Origin of the sequence: Trichloromonas sp. (assembly GCF_034006665.1) — a bacterium.
GTDB lineage: Bacteria > Desulfobacterota > Desulfuromonadia > Desulfuromonadales > Trichloromonadaceae > Trichloromonas.
Map to the genome: position 1 here is coordinate 33,306 of NZ_JAVESI010000017.1, position 12,829 is coordinate 46,134.

Consider the following 12,829-nt stretch of genomic DNA (forward strand, 5'->3'; position numbering starts at 1 on the left):
ATCGAGGAAAAAGGGTTCATCCTTTTTCCTTTTTCCTTTCTCCTTTTTCCTGGGTTTATGCCCGCATATTGACGAATTGCAGCTCGACGCCGAAGTCATGTCCCTTGACGGCCTGGATAACCTCCTGCAAGTCGTCGATCTTCTTGCCGGTGACCCGCACCTGATCCTCCATGATCTGGGCCTGGACCTTGAGCTTGGTCTCCTTGATGAACTTGACGATCTCCTTCCCCTTCTCGGTGGAGACCCCTTGGACGATGGCGACCCGCTGCCGCACCGCGCCCCCCGAGGCCGGCTCTTTCTTGCCGTAGTCGAGGCACTTGGGCGAGACGTTGCGCCGTACCAGCTTGCCCTTGAGCACGTCGATCACCGCGTCGAGCTTGTAGTCGTCGGCGCCGAGCAAGGCAATGGCGTCCTTTTCGAGATTGATTTCGTTGTGTGTCCCCTTGAAATCGAAACGCTGGTCGATCTCCTTGCGCGTCTGGTTGACGGCGTTGTCGATCTCCTGCATGTCGACCTTGGAGACGATGTCGAAACTGGGCATGGTTCACTCTCCTCCTGCGGAAAAAATCTCCGGCGAAAGACAACAATCCCGCCGAATCAATAGCTTGTAACACAACTGCGACGGGGATGAAAAGCTTAAATGCCGACGCCGACGGAACCGCCCCGCCTCCTGACGGAAGCGGGGCGGTTGTCAACAGCAGATACGCGAAATCGATGGACCCTGCTGAAAAACCATTATCGCCTAAGGCTGATCAAAAAGGCCCAGATGCAAGGCCCCCGAAATTCGCGGAGTGAGGCGTACCTGTAAGGTACGTCGCAGCGACGAGAATGAGGGTAACGCCGCAGATGGGCGTTTTTCATCAGCCGTCGTCAAAAACCCCCTTCGCTGGCAGGCCGTATCACCTCTACCCCGGCGGGGAGGATGAAGCGGAACGTGCTGTCGGGGATGCCCCCGTTCACCCGGGGGGCGCTGAATTCGATGATGGTCGAATTGCCGCTGGGGTCGAAGACGGTGCTTGAGAGCAGCGGAAAGATGCCACCGGCGCGGGCCGGTTGCCCGGCAGGGGCCACCGCCTCGCGGTTGACCACCAGCAGCAGGCGCTGGATCAGTGGCGAGGCGCGCCGAGGGCGCAGTTCGAGGATGAAATGGCCGTCCGGGTCGCGGTTCGGCTCGGCCCAGCCGATCTGAAAATCCCGAGAGAGGTTGCCGAGGCCGGTAAGGAAGGTCACCGGGTCATCGGAGCGGGACTGGGTGGCCTGCTCGATATCCGACTGGATCACCTGGTTGTTGTCCGGCAGGTAGACCCAGACGGTTTCGCCGTCGGAAACGATCTCCTGGGTGGTGGGCTGGTCGTAGTTCCAGCGGAAGCGGGCCTTCGACGCCTGATCCCCCGACCTATGATCGAACTTCACCAGCACCCGCCCGCTCCCGTTCTGCACCCGGTCGAGGGAAACGATGCGGGATTCCTGAAAAAAGTCGGCCTCAAAGTCGCGAATGGCGAGATCCTTGGACGCGCTCGCCTTAAACGGTTCCTCGACGGCACGGATCACGTCGCTCATGGCGACCCCCGCCTCTTCCGCCCAGGCCGACCCCGAGAGGGTCACCCAGCAAAGCAAAGCCACAAGCAGTCGTTGTTTCATTTTTATCCTCCGGTAAGTCATGTTCAACGGGTTGTCCGCCTAGGGGCGCATGCAACGGCGCAGGATAGCAGAAGAGAGGGGGGCGGAGCTACGGGAATTTCGGCGCCGGGCGGCTCAGGCTTTACGGACACCGGCGGCGCCGGAAAGGATCACCTGCAACGTGGCGGGATCAGGCAGGATCAGAAAGTGCCCGCGAACCACTTCGGAGAGGGGCACCTCGCCGTGGAATTCGGTCTCGATCAGCAGAGCCTGCTCCCCCGCCGCCCCCAACTCGCAGAGAATCTCGTCGAGGACCGCGCCGGCCATGTCCCAGGCCAGTTGGGGAACGGAAGGAAGCAACGGCAGGCCGAGAAACCCGCCGAGAGCGACGAGGTAGGCCGAGGCAAGGATGTTGCCCACCTCCTTGAGGGCCGAAACCGCCAACTCGTCCAGGGATTCCCCCCCGCGTCCGGCGAGCAAGCGCCCCAGCAAGCGCCGGGCGCTGTCGCCGGGGAAGACCAGCAGCAACGTGCCCTGAACCGGGCCGTTCATGGCCAGCCGGATGCCCGCCACCTCCGCCTCGGCGCCGCCGACCACTTCGGGGATGTCGCCAATCTCGACCAGAGCGATACGCGGCACCCGCACGTCGATGGGCGTGCTCAGCATCTGCGAAAGGGCGCTGGCTGCGTGGCCCATGCCGACATTGCTCACTTCCTTCAAGGTATCGAGTTGCGTCGGGCTGAGAGTCGAAAGATTCATGGCGTAACTCCGCTTCGCCCGCCGGGCGCCGTCCCCTCGTCGAGCAGGCCCTGGGGATCGATGATAAAGACAATGCGGCCGTCGCCGAGGATCGTGGCGCCGCTCACCCCGGCGATGCGATTGAGGGGAAAGGCCAGGGTTTTGACGAAGGCCTCGCGCTGTCCGACCAGGCGGTCGACGACCAGGGCGATCTTGCGCCCGCGCACCTCGCTGACCACCACCGGGATCGTCCCGGCAACGGGCTGCGCCGGTTGCCGCAGCATCCGCCGCAGGGAAAGGAGCGGCACCAGCTCGTTGTCCAGCGGCACCACCATCTGCCGCCCCGAGGAACGAACCTCCGATCGCGTCAGTTCCAGGATGCGCAGCACCCGGGTGATGGGCAGGGCCAGCAGCTCGCCGCCGCACTCTACCAGGAGCAGGCGGATGATCGCCACCGAGAGGGGTAACCGCAGCTGAATGCTCGTTCCCTGCCCCCGTTCCGAGGCGATCTGTAATGTGCCGCCGAACTGCTCGGTCACCGCCTTGACCACATCCATGCCGACACCGCGCCCGGAGGTCTCGCTCACTTCGGCACGGGTCGAGAAACCGGGCAGACAGATCAACGGAAAAAGATCGCGCTCGGCCATCCCCCGCGCCTGTCCCGGCGAAAGGAGCCCGGCGGCCACCGCCTTGCGCCGAATCGCCTCGGCGTCGAGGCCGCGCCCGTCGTCGCGCACCTCGACCAGAACCAGATCCTTTTCCCGCCCGGCGCGGATCTGAATCTCGCCGCGCTCCTCAATTCCATGATCGACAGCGTTGCGCACCAGGTGCATCAGCGGATCGGCCAAAGCTTCGAGAATCGAGCGGTCGAGCTCGACCTCTTCGCCGACGATGCGCAGGGCAATCGCCTTGTCGGTCTGCTGTTCAAGCTCGCGAACCATGCGCGGCAGCCGCCCGGTGATGCTCGCCAGCGGCATCATCCGCGCCTGCAGCACATGGTGATGAAGATCGGTAATCAACCGGGTCAGGCGCTCCAGCCCCTCGCGCAAGTCCTGATCGCGCCCTTCGTTGTAGGCGGCCTGCAACATGTAACGGTTGGTGACGAGTTCGCCGGTGAGATTGATGAACTGGTCGAGCAGGCCGGTGCGCACCCGCACCGTCCGCTCCCGGTTTGGGCGCGCCTCCGACCGGACTCGCTCGACCACGCAGGAGACCCGGGCCACGTCGGGCATGTCCAGGAGCAGATCCTTGACCTCCTGGGGCGTCCGCCGACTCTTCAGGCGCAGCTCCAGGCGCGGTACCGCCCCGCCCTGCATCAGTTGACCCTCGTCCGGGTCGGCGTCGAGCACCGCTCCCTGCCCGGCCAGCTCCCGCAGCATGAGCAGGGCGCGGGCGGCGGGAGCCACCGCTTCCAAAACCAGTTCGACGACGATCTTCAGGATCTCCTCGCTGCTCGCCGCCGGAACCGGCTTCCCCTCTTGGAAACCGCTGTCGGGCTCTTGTGGCACCGGCGCGACGGAAGGCTGAACGGTCCCAGAACCCGCGATGAAAGCGTACACATCCCGCTCCGGAAGCGCTGCGGCAAGATCGTCGATCAAACCTTCAAGCAGGTCGACCCCGGCCAGCAGCCGATTGATGGCCTCCGGCCGAATCCTGCCGTCGGCGCGGATGCCGGCGAGAAAATCCTCCAGATGATGCCCCAGCTCAGCGGTGGCGCGGTAGCCCATGGACGCGGCCATCCCCTTGATGGAGTGGGCTTCGCGAAAGAGCGCGTCGAGCCCCTCCCGATCGGCGGGGGACTTCTCCAGTTCGACCAGCAGCCGCCCCATAGCCTGAAGATGCTCCCGGCTCTCGGAGAGAAACATATCGTGGTACTTCGACATGTCGATGACCATCGCCGCCCTGTTCCCTCTTTGCCTGCCGCCTAGGCGCGTCGGGTGACGCGCCGCGCCGTTTCCAGCACCTTCTCTTCGCTGAAAGGCTTGACGATGAAATCCCGGGCGCCGGCTCGCACCGCTTCGAGGATCAACGCCTCCTGGCCCATGGCGCTGCACATGACGACGCAGGCCTCGGGATCCTCGCGGCGGATCTCCGCCAGCGCTTCAAGGCCGCCGACCTGCGGCATGACGATATCCATGGTCACCAGATCGGGACGCAGGCGCCGGTACTGCGCTACCGCCTCGCGGCCGTCGGCGGCCTCGCCGACCACCTCGTGCCCGCCCTTGATGAAAAAATCCTTGAGCATGCCGCGCATGAAGAGGGCGTCATCGACAATCAGAACCCGCAATCCCACACCGCTATTCCTTTCCAATTCAAGATCTTTCCAGCCGTTCCAGCAATCTTTTGAGATCGAGCAGATTGATCATCTCCCCCTCCTGCTCAAGGACCGCACGAACGCAGGCGGCCCGGGCCTGCTCCGCGCAGGTCGGCAGCAGCTCTCCCGACACGAAAGGGACGACCCGGCACAGGGTCGTCACCGCCAGGACCAGCTGCGCGACCGTCGGCACGAGCACGAGAACGCGGGCATCTTGCTTGCCCGTCGCGAAATCGAGATAGGCGGCGAGGTCGAGAACCGGCAGGATGCTGCCGTGAAAGTTGAGGGCGCCGGACATCGCCTCCGGGGCCCGGGGGATGGTGTACAGGGTCGGCGCCTCGACGATTTCCTGGATATGGGCGATTTCCAGGCCATAGAGTTCACCGCCGAGGCGAAAGGAGAGAAGCTGTTCCATGATCCGCTCAGACCTTCGCGCTCTCCAGACGGAAACGCTCTACCGCCTCCAGCAGCTCTTCCGCCAGTTCGGAGAGCCCCTGGGCGGCTTCGGCCATCTCTTCCATGGAAGCGGTCTGCTCCTCGGTCGCCGCCGAAACCTCTTCCGTCGCCGCCGCGTTGTCCTCGGCGACGCGGGCGATCTCCTCGACGGCGGCGACCATGCCGGCGGCGCCGTCGGTCTGTTTCTGCGCCATTTCGCTGATGGCCACGGTCTTCGACTGGGTGTTCAGGGCAGCGCCGATGATCGCCTCGAAGGCCCGGCCGGTGTCGTCGACCGCCGCCCGGCCGGCGTCGAGATCCTGAATGCTGGTCTTCATCGACTCCTGTACCTTGCCCGCCTCCTCGCGGATCGTTTCGATGAGCTGGGTGATTTCGGCCGCCGAAGCCTCGGTGGAATCGGCCAGCTTGCGGATCTCCTCGGCGACCACCGCGAAGCCGCGCCCGTATTCCCCAGCCCGGGCCGCCTCGATGGTGGCGTTCAGGGCGAGCAGGTTGGTCTTGCCGGCGATGCCGGTGATGACCTCGACGATCTTGCCGATCTTCTGCACCTGGAGACCGAAGGACGCTATCTGCTCGCCGTTACGCTCGACATTCTCCAGCACCTGTTTCATACGCCCGATGGTCGCCTGGGAGAGCTGGCCGCCACGCTGAGCGGTGGCGGCGGTAGCGTTGGCCGACTGAGAGGCCTTGCTCGCCGAAGCGGCGATCACTTCGATGGAAGCGGCCATCTCCTTGATCAGCGTGGAACTCTTCTCGACCATCTCTGCCTGGGTCTCCGCCCCGCGGCTGATCTGCTCAATGGCCCGGGCGATTTCGTGGGAGGAGGTGCTCATCTGTTCGGATGTTGCCGAAAGACCCTGGGCCGATTCGGCGACCGTGACCGACGAGGCGCGGATGGCGCCGACCAGAACGCGCAGGCTGTCGATGACCCGGTTGAGGGAAGCGGCGAGATCCCCGGTTTCATCGGGAAAGGCGGTCTCCGGCAGGACGACCGGCATGCTCAGATCGCCGTTGCCGAGGGATTCGGCACTGGCGTTGATGATCCGGATATTGGTGGAGAAGCGACGAGAGAAGAACCAGCCGAAGAGCAGTCCGACGAGAATGGCGCAGGCGACGGTGAAGAGCTGACGCCAGGCCTCGGGTATCCCCAGATGGGGAACGAGCAGGTTAAGCGCAACGATGGAAGCGACCACCACGATGAACCCGACGATGAACTTGTAACTGATCTCTACACGCATCGCTCCACTCCTTGCGGCACTGACGCCGAATGATCCTCCAGCCGGCGATAGATCCGCTCCCGGGGGAATTCCCCACGGAACTGATTCCGCACGGGGCCAAAAAGATTTTCTGCCCGACCGATGACGAGAAAGCCCCCCGGCGACAGGACCCGGGCGAAACGATCGATGATCCGCTCCTGCTCGGCCCGGGAAAAGTAGATCAGAACATTTCGGCAGAGGATAAGATCGGCGCGGGGATACTCCTCCGGGGCAAGGAGATCCTGGCGGCGGAAACGCACCATGCGCCGGATCTCGTGATTGAGCCGGAACCCTTGCCCCTCGACGCGAAAATAGCGCTCCCGCAGTTCCAGGGGCACCTGGGTCAGCCGCGCCGGCTCATAGAGCCCCGCCCGCGCCCGTTCCAGAATCGCCGGGCTGAGGTCGGTGGCGAGCAGCGACAGGGGAAGCTCGGCCGGCGCCAGTTCCCGCGACAGCAGAGCCAGGGAATAGGGTTCTTCTCCCCCGGCGCAACCGGCACACCAGAGACGCAGTTCGCCGCGCCGCGTGCGCCGGGCGCGCTCGATCAGCTCTGGAAGCACCCGCCGACGCAAATGGTCAAAGGTCGAGGGGTTGCGAAAGAACTGGGAAACATGAATGGTCAGCGCCGCCAGCAGCGCCTCGGCCTCGCCCGGATCGTCCCGCAGCCGCGCCGGATAGGCGGCGGCTGCGCAGCGGCAGGCGCGAGCGCGGCGGGCGACCCGGCGACGGATGCAGCCGTCCTTGTAATGACCAAGATCGAAAGCGGCCCGTTCCAGCAGCAGGGCACGAACCTCGGCGAAGGCCTCTTCCGGGAAATCCCCTTCGCCCCGCTCCGGCCGATCCTTTGCGCCACTCACCGCCGGCCTCCCGTCATCCCAACGAGGAAAAATGGTTGAAGCCCTTGGGCGTCGCCGCGACGCGGTCACCGTCAGGGCGACGCAGCCAAAGCCGCCCCGGTTCCGCCGTCACGGTACCGAGGCGGGTCAGAGGCAGTCCGAGAGCGGTGGAAATTGCCGCCAACTCCCCTTCCCGCGTGGGCGGTACGGTGAAAAGCAGTTGATAATCCTCCCCTCCGGAGAGGGACAGCTCGATGAGCTCCGGCGCCTCGGCCAGAGCTGTTCGAAAGGCGGGGGAAAGAGGAATGGACGCGATCTCGATTTCAGCACCGACGGCGGAAGCTTCGAGGATGTGGCCGAGATCGGCGAGCAAACCGTCGGAGAGGTCAATCATCGCCGTCGGCAGGCGCGCCGCAGCCAGGGCCCGCCCCAGTTCGACCTGGGCGCGGGGATCGTGGTGACGGGCGGCCGATACGTCGTCGGGACGACTGCCGTCCAGCAGCCGACGCAGGGCCAAGGCGCTGTCGCCGAGGGTGCCGGACACGTAGAGACCGTCGCCGGGCCGAGCCCCCCGGCGACTCACAACTTCGGCTGCCGGCGCCGATCCTTCCACGGTTACGGAGATCAGCAGCGGACCCGGCGAGCGACAGGTATCACCGCCGACCAGGGTCGCTCCGTAGTCGCGGCAGGCGGAAAGAAAGCCGGAAATAAAGGCATCGAGTTCCTCGACCGGCAGGTCGGCGGGGATGCCGAGGCCGAGATAGAGATGGCGGGGGGTGCCGCCCATGGCGGCAATGTCGCTGACGTTGACGGAAACGCTCTTGCGCCCGAGGCGATAAGAATCGATCCACTCACGGCGGAAGTGGATCTGTTCGATGAGCAGGTCGGTGCTGGTCAGTAGCCGTTCCCCGGCGGGCATCTCCAGCACCGCGCAATCGTCGCCGATTCCCAGAACAACACCGGGAGCGCCGGCGACCGCTCGGCGGATGCGCTCAATGAAGCCGAATTCTCCCAGTTCGGCAAGTTTCATGCGGGATCTTCCAAAGCCGCCGCCAGCACCTCATCCATGGTCGTGGCCTTGATGAAACGTACCTTTTTACGGAGATGGGGAGGAATCTCCTCCAGATCCTTGACGTTGCGCTCGGGAATGACGATGGTGCCGATATGCGCCCGCACCGCCGCCAGGACCTTCTCCTTGAGACCGCCGATGGGCAGCACCTTGCCGCGCAGGGTGATCTCGCCAGTCATAGCCACGTCCTTGCTCACCCGGCGCCCCGAGAGGGCGGAAATCAGGGCGGTGGCCATGGTCACCCCGGCGCTTGGGCCGTCCTTGGGAATGGCCCCGGCCGGGACGTGGATGTGAACGCTCGTCCCCTCCAGAAAGTTGGCGTCGATCCCCAGCTCGGCGGCGTGGGCGCGGGCATAGGAAAGAGCCGCCTGGGCGCTCTCCTTCATGACGTCGCCGAGATGCCCGGTCATGGTCAGATCGCCTTTGCCCTTCATGGTGCTGACCTCGACCAGCAGAATCTCGCCGCCGACCTCGGTCCAGGCCAGCCCCGTCGCCACCCCGATTTCGCTCTCGCGCAGCTCCTCCTCGGGGAGAAAACGGGGCGGGCCGAGGAAGCCGGCGACCGCCGTCTCTGAAACCAGCACCGGCTTCTTGTTCCCCTCGGCGAAGCGCCGGGCAATCTTGCGGCAGACACTGCCGATCTCCCGCTCCAGGTTGCGCAGCCCGGCCTCCAGGGTGTACTCGGTGATGAGCTTGAGCAGCGCCTTTTCGGAAAAACGCGCGTCCCTGGGCTTCAGGCCGTTCTCCTTGAGCTGCCGGGGAATCAGGTAGCGCGTGGCGATGGAGAGCTTCTCTTCGGTGCTGTAGCCCGACAGCCGGATCACTTCCAGGCGGTCCTTGAGGGCCGAGGGGATGGGGTCGAGGACATTGGCGGTGGCGATGAAGAGGACCTTCGACAGATCGAAAGGCAGATTGATATAGTGATCGGAAAAGGCGTGGTTCTGCTCGGGATCGAGAAGTTCCAGCAGCGCCGCCGAGGGATCGCCGCGGAAATCGGCGCCGATCTTGTCGATCTCGTCGAGCATGAAGACGGGATTGCAGGTGCCGGCCTGCTTGATGCTCTGGATGACCCGCCCGGGCAGGGCGCCGACGTAGGTGCGGCGGTGGCCGCGAATCTCCGCCTCGTCCCGTACCCCGCCCAGGGAAACGCGCACGAACTGGCGGCCGAGGGCGCGGGCGATGGATTTGCCGAGGCTGGTCTTGCCCACCCCCGGCGGACCAACGAAACAGAGGACCGGCCCCTTCATGTCTTTCTTCAGCTTGCGCACGGCGAGGAATTCGAGAATCCGCTCCTTGACCTTTTCCAGGTTGAAATGGTCCTCGTCGAGGACCTTGCGGGCCTTTTTCAGATCGAGATTGTCGCGGGTGGCGTGACTCCAGGGAAGATCGACCAGCCAGTCCATGTAGGTGCGCAGCATGGAATACTCGGCGGCCTCGGGATGGGTAGTCTCCAGCCGCCGCAGCTGCTTGTCGGCCTCGGCCCGCGCTTCCTTCGGCAGCCCCGCCTCCTCCAGCTTCTGACGCAGTTCGGCGATCTCCTCGGCGCGGGGATCGGCCTCGCCGAGCTCGGCCTGGATCGCCCGCAACTGCTCGCGCAGGTAATACTCCCGCTGGCTCTTGCCCATCTCCTCCTTGGCCTGGCTCTGGATGCGGTTCTGCACCGTCGCCACTTCCAGCTCGTTGGCCAGCACATCCTTGACCTTGCGCAACCGTTCCAGGGGATCGACCACCTCCAGCAGTTCCTGGGCCTTGGCGACCTTGAGCCCGAGATTGCTGGCGATCAGATCGGCGAGGCTGGCGGGGTCCTCGATATTGTCCAGAACCACCGAGACTTCCGGAGGGAAATTCTTGCCCAGCTGCATGAGCTGGGCAAGCTGGTCGCGGACCATGCGCATCAGCGCCTCGGTCTCCAGGGTCGGCTCCGCCAGGCGCGACTCTTCCAGCCGCTCGACCCGCGCCGCGAAATAGGGATCGACCGAGGAGAAGCCGGTCAACCGCGCCTTGGCCATCCCCTGCACCAGCACCTTGACCCGACCGTCGGAGAGCTTGAGCATGCGCATGATCATCGCCACCGTACCGACCGGATAGATGTCGTCGGGTTCCGGCTCCTCCTTGGAGACATCCTTCTGGCTGGCGAGAAAGATCAGCCGGTCGCGGGAAAGGGCGGCATCGACGGCGGCGATCGATTTATCGCGTCCGACAAAAAGGGGCAGAATCATATAGGGAAAGACCACGATGTCCCGCACCGGCAAAAGCGGCAGCACTTCGGGGATGGTCAGTTCCTTCATTTCCATGGGACGGCTCAAATTAATCCTCCAGGATCCGCGCCTTCACGGCTTGGGAAAAACAACGCGGTAACGATTTTTTAAACCATACAAAAACCCCTATGGAAAGTCCAGCAGCGACTCAGCCTAGGACAAGACGACCTCCCGATTGGCAATAGCTCGGATCGCATCGAACGTGCCCAGCAACTGCTCCAGCTTACCCCGATTAGGAAAGACCAGCAGTGCCAGCATCCGGGCCAGTACATAACCGAAGGTCGCATACCAGAAAAACAGCCATTGCCAAGGATTTTTGCAGACGTGATTTTTGAACAATAAAAAATTTCCTAACAGAAAAAGCCGCCCCCAGCGACGCTTGTCCGGACGCATGGCCGGAGCTTCCAGGTGCAGGAGCTGCGCCTTGGGGGTTACGTAGAGGGGATACCGCGCCGACACCTGCAGAGTGAAATCCTTGTCTTCGCCAAGACCAAAGCGCCGATAGCGATCGGTAAAGGTGAACTCGTCGAAAATCCGACGGGGAAAAGAGCAGACCCCGCCCATCAGAAAATCGACCTGCTTGACCTGGCGGATCGGGAAGGGGGTTTCTCCGAACTGCACACAGAAGCCCGAAGGCAGCACCTTTCCCTCGCTGAACCCATAGGCGAGAAAGAGCAACTCCACGCCCCGCTTGAGGTAGTCGCGGCGGCGCAAGGGCGGGGTGTTCTCAATCAACCCGCCGACCCCCCCGAGCCGCTCCCCTGCATGATCCCGATAAACCTGCAGAATCGCTTCAAGGTAGTCGGGACGCAACACCACATCGTCGTCGAGGAAAAAGAGGATGTCCCCATCGGCCATGCGAATCCCGGCATTGCGCGACTCGGTAAGGCCGGGGCTGGCCTTCCGCAGATAGCGACAGACGATCCCCGCCTGACGGCACTCGGCCTCGAAGGGAACGGCGGGGAGCTTCCCGTCGTCGATAACGATGATTTCGAAAGGGAGCTCTGTCTGCTGGAGTAGCGAAGCGATGCAGTCGGTCAGTTCCTGGGGGCGGTTGTAGGTCGGGATGATGACACTGGTACGGCACATGGCGGCAGCTCCTTGCGGGGGCATAGGGAGTCGGTTACCCGGTGGGGGCGGCAGCCAGCAGCGCGGCCGCCTGATCAAGAGCGAAACGGCTGACGACAACCGGGTCGCCGTCCACCGGCAGAGCCAGGTTGCAGCTGGGAAGCGCCGCCAGGTTGGCCGCCAGGATCCGCTCATAAGGGACCGGGACCATATGCCCGTAGATGACCAGCAACTCTTCCAGCACCAGAAAATCGGTAAAGAGCAGCCGTTGCATATGGCCGATCCGGGCCACAGCTGCCGCCGGGTCGAGGGGTGCCGCCCGGAGGGTTTCCCCCAGAGCGAGGAGCAGCATTCCGCTCAAGGGCGCTGCGGCGACACGGGCCCTATCCGGAAACAACCGTTCGACCGGCACCACCAAGCTAGGGTCGGGGCAGAAACGGCTCACTAGCGGAAAGCAGTAGGAGGGCAAGCGTCGCCCCCAGACCTGCAAACGCCGGTTGCGCCGGGCCCGGCGCCGGAAAGACGCGGCCTCGGGGAGCCGCTTTTGCAGCCAGGGGAGGGCCGCGAAGTGATGTTCGCGCAGCGGAATCTCGGTAGCAAAGAGATGGGCGCGGCCGTCGTGCAGCAGAAACAGGTCGTCACTGAGAAAATCCCAGCCGTCCCGCAGAAAAGCCAGAAGCAACGTGGTCTTCTTGGTATCTTCGGGGCCGGTCAGCAGCAGCGCCTGTTCCTGTCGGACCACGACCGCACCATGGATCAACATCGCCTCGCAGCGCGCCAGGGCCAATTGCAGAACAAACAGCAAGAGTTTATAGAGTTTTCCGGCCTGGCGGGGGCGGGGTCGATAACCAACCTCAATGGTTTCCCCCAGGCGCAGAAAAATGTCGGGCTCGCCTCGGTGGAAAAAGATCACCCAGCCGTTTCCGTCTTGCCGCTCCCGAACCAGAAACGGCGCATTGGGATCGAACTGACGCGGCGCCTCACCCAGGGCCGGAAACCCGCCCACCGAAGTCATCCGCACCGTCACTGCGGCGGTTGCCGGCGACTCCTGCCGCCAGCGGCTCCAGCTTTTGCAGAAAGGCTCAGCACAGAGCGGGTCCACCTCGTCGAGATGCAGGGCAACCAAGTTTTTGATGCAGAAATAAGCCGATATCATGGGGACGCCTCCAACCTCATCACTGCGCTCAGGGTTTCGGTTTGCGCACCGGCAACGC

At 64.0% G+C, this 12,829-nt stretch carries 12 protein-coding genes; all 12 read right to left on the minus strand.

All coding sequences use genetic code 11. From position 1 onward, the window contains the following. Window positions 1–55 precede the first annotated feature (55 nt). On the minus strand, window positions 56–541 hold the full coding sequence (locus RBR25_RS08490) for a YajQ family cyclic di-GMP-binding protein (protein WP_432819121.1): 486 nt from the start codon (window positions 539–541) through the stop codon (window positions 56–58). A gap of 329 nt (window positions 542–870) precedes the next feature. Then, window positions 871–1,641, minus strand: a complete 771-nt coding sequence (locus tag RBR25_RS08495; RefSeq protein ID WP_432819122.1) for a LolA family protein — start codon at window positions 1,639–1,641, stop codon at window positions 871–873. Between the two features lie 114 nt (window positions 1,642–1,755). Next, complete coding sequence (locus RBR25_RS08500) at window positions 1,756–2,379, minus strand: chemotaxis protein CheC (protein ID WP_432819123.1); 624 nt, start codon at window positions 2,377–2,379, stop codon at window positions 1,756–1,758. Then, window positions 2,376–4,241 (minus strand): chemotaxis protein CheA, encoded by a 1,866-nt coding sequence (locus RBR25_RS08505; RefSeq protein ID WP_432819124.1) that lies wholly within the window; start codon window positions 4,239–4,241, stop codon window positions 2,376–2,378. Before RBR25_RS08505 ends, RBR25_RS08500 begins: the two co-directional genes overlap by 4 nt. A 41-nt stretch (window positions 4,242–4,282) precedes the next feature. Next, window positions 4,283–4,651, minus strand: a complete 369-nt coding sequence (locus RBR25_RS08510; RefSeq protein ID WP_432819125.1) for a response regulator — start codon at window positions 4,649–4,651, stop codon at window positions 4,283–4,285. Between the two features lie 19 nt (window positions 4,652–4,670). After that, window positions 4,671–5,087: a chemotaxis protein CheW gene (locus tag RBR25_RS08515; RefSeq protein ID WP_432819126.1), complete on the minus strand. Its 417-nt coding sequence runs from the start codon at window positions 5,085–5,087 to the stop codon at window positions 4,671–4,673. A 7-nt stretch (window positions 5,088–5,094) separates the two neighbouring features. Further along, window positions 5,095–6,366, minus strand: coding sequence for a methyl-accepting chemotaxis protein (locus RBR25_RS08520; RefSeq protein WP_432819127.1), 1,272 nt, complete (start codon window positions 6,364–6,366; stop codon window positions 5,095–5,097). Continuing rightward, the gene (locus RBR25_RS08525; RefSeq protein WP_432819128.1) at window positions 6,357–7,241 is read right to left on the minus strand and encodes a CheR family methyltransferase; all 885 of its coding nucleotides are present in this window, start codon (window positions 7,239–7,241) and stop codon (window positions 6,357–6,359) included. The genes RBR25_RS08520 and RBR25_RS08525 overlap by 10 nt, the downstream gene beginning before the upstream one ends. A gap of 13 nt (window positions 7,242–7,254) precedes the next feature. Further along, complete coding sequence (thiL, locus tag RBR25_RS08530) at window positions 7,255–8,250, minus strand: thiamine-phosphate kinase (RefSeq protein WP_432819129.1); 996 nt, start codon at window positions 8,248–8,250, stop codon at window positions 7,255–7,257. Further along, the gene (gene lon, locus RBR25_RS08535) at window positions 8,247–10,583 is read right to left on the minus strand and encodes an endopeptidase La (RefSeq protein WP_432819145.1); all 2,337 of its coding nucleotides are present in this window, start codon (window positions 10,581–10,583) and stop codon (window positions 8,247–8,249) included. The genes thiL and lon overlap by 4 nt, the downstream gene beginning before the upstream one ends. Window positions 10,584–10,700: 117 nt before the next feature. Then, on the minus strand, window positions 10,701–11,636 hold the full coding sequence (locus RBR25_RS08540) for a glycosyltransferase family 2 protein (protein WP_432819130.1): 936 nt from the start codon (window positions 11,634–11,636) through the stop codon (window positions 10,701–10,703). Between the two features lie 34 nt (window positions 11,637–11,670). Then, entirely contained in the window at window positions 11,671–12,771 is a 1,101-nt protein-coding gene (locus tag RBR25_RS08545; RefSeq protein WP_432819131.1) for a hypothetical protein, read from the minus strand. Window positions 12,772–12,829 lie beyond the last annotated feature (58 nt).

Excerpts from the sequence above, each read along its gene's own strand:
- RBR25_RS08490 (WP_432819121.1), bottom strand. The coding sequence starts at position 541 with ATGCCCAGTTTCGACATCGTCTCCAAGGTCGACATGCAGGAGATCGAC.
- RBR25_RS08495 (WP_432819122.1), bottom strand. The coding sequence starts at position 1,641 with ATGAAACAACGACTGCTTGTGGCTTTGCTTTGCTGGGTGACCCTCTCG.
- RBR25_RS08500 (WP_432819123.1), bottom strand. The coding sequence starts at position 2,379 with ATGAATCTTTCGACTCTCAGCCCGACGCAACTCGATACCTTGAAGGAA.
- RBR25_RS08505 (WP_432819124.1), bottom strand. The coding sequence starts at position 4,241 with ATGTCGAAGTACCACGATATGTTTCTCTCCGAGAGCCGGGAGCATCTT.
- RBR25_RS08515 (WP_432819126.1), bottom strand. The coding sequence starts at position 5,087 with ATGGAACAGCTTCTCTCCTTTCGCCTCGGCGGTGAACTCTATGGCCTG.
- RBR25_RS08520 (WP_432819127.1), bottom strand. The coding sequence starts at position 6,366 with ATGCGTGTAGAGATCAGTTACAAGTTCATCGTCGGGTTCATCGTGGTG.
- thiL (WP_432819129.1), bottom strand. The coding sequence starts at position 8,250 with ATGAAACTTGCCGAACTGGGAGAATTCGGCTTCATTGAGCGCATCCGC.
- lon (WP_432819145.1), bottom strand. The coding sequence starts at position 10,583 with ATGGAAATGAAGGAACTGACCATCCCCGAAGTGCTGCCGCTTTTGCCG.
- RBR25_RS08540 (WP_432819130.1), bottom strand. The coding sequence starts at position 11,636 with ATGTGCCGTACCAGTGTCATCATCCCGACCTACAACCGCCCCCAGGAA.
- RBR25_RS08545 (WP_432819131.1), bottom strand. The coding sequence starts at position 12,771 with ATGATATCGGCTTATTTCTGCATCAAAAACTTGGTTGCCCTGCATCTC.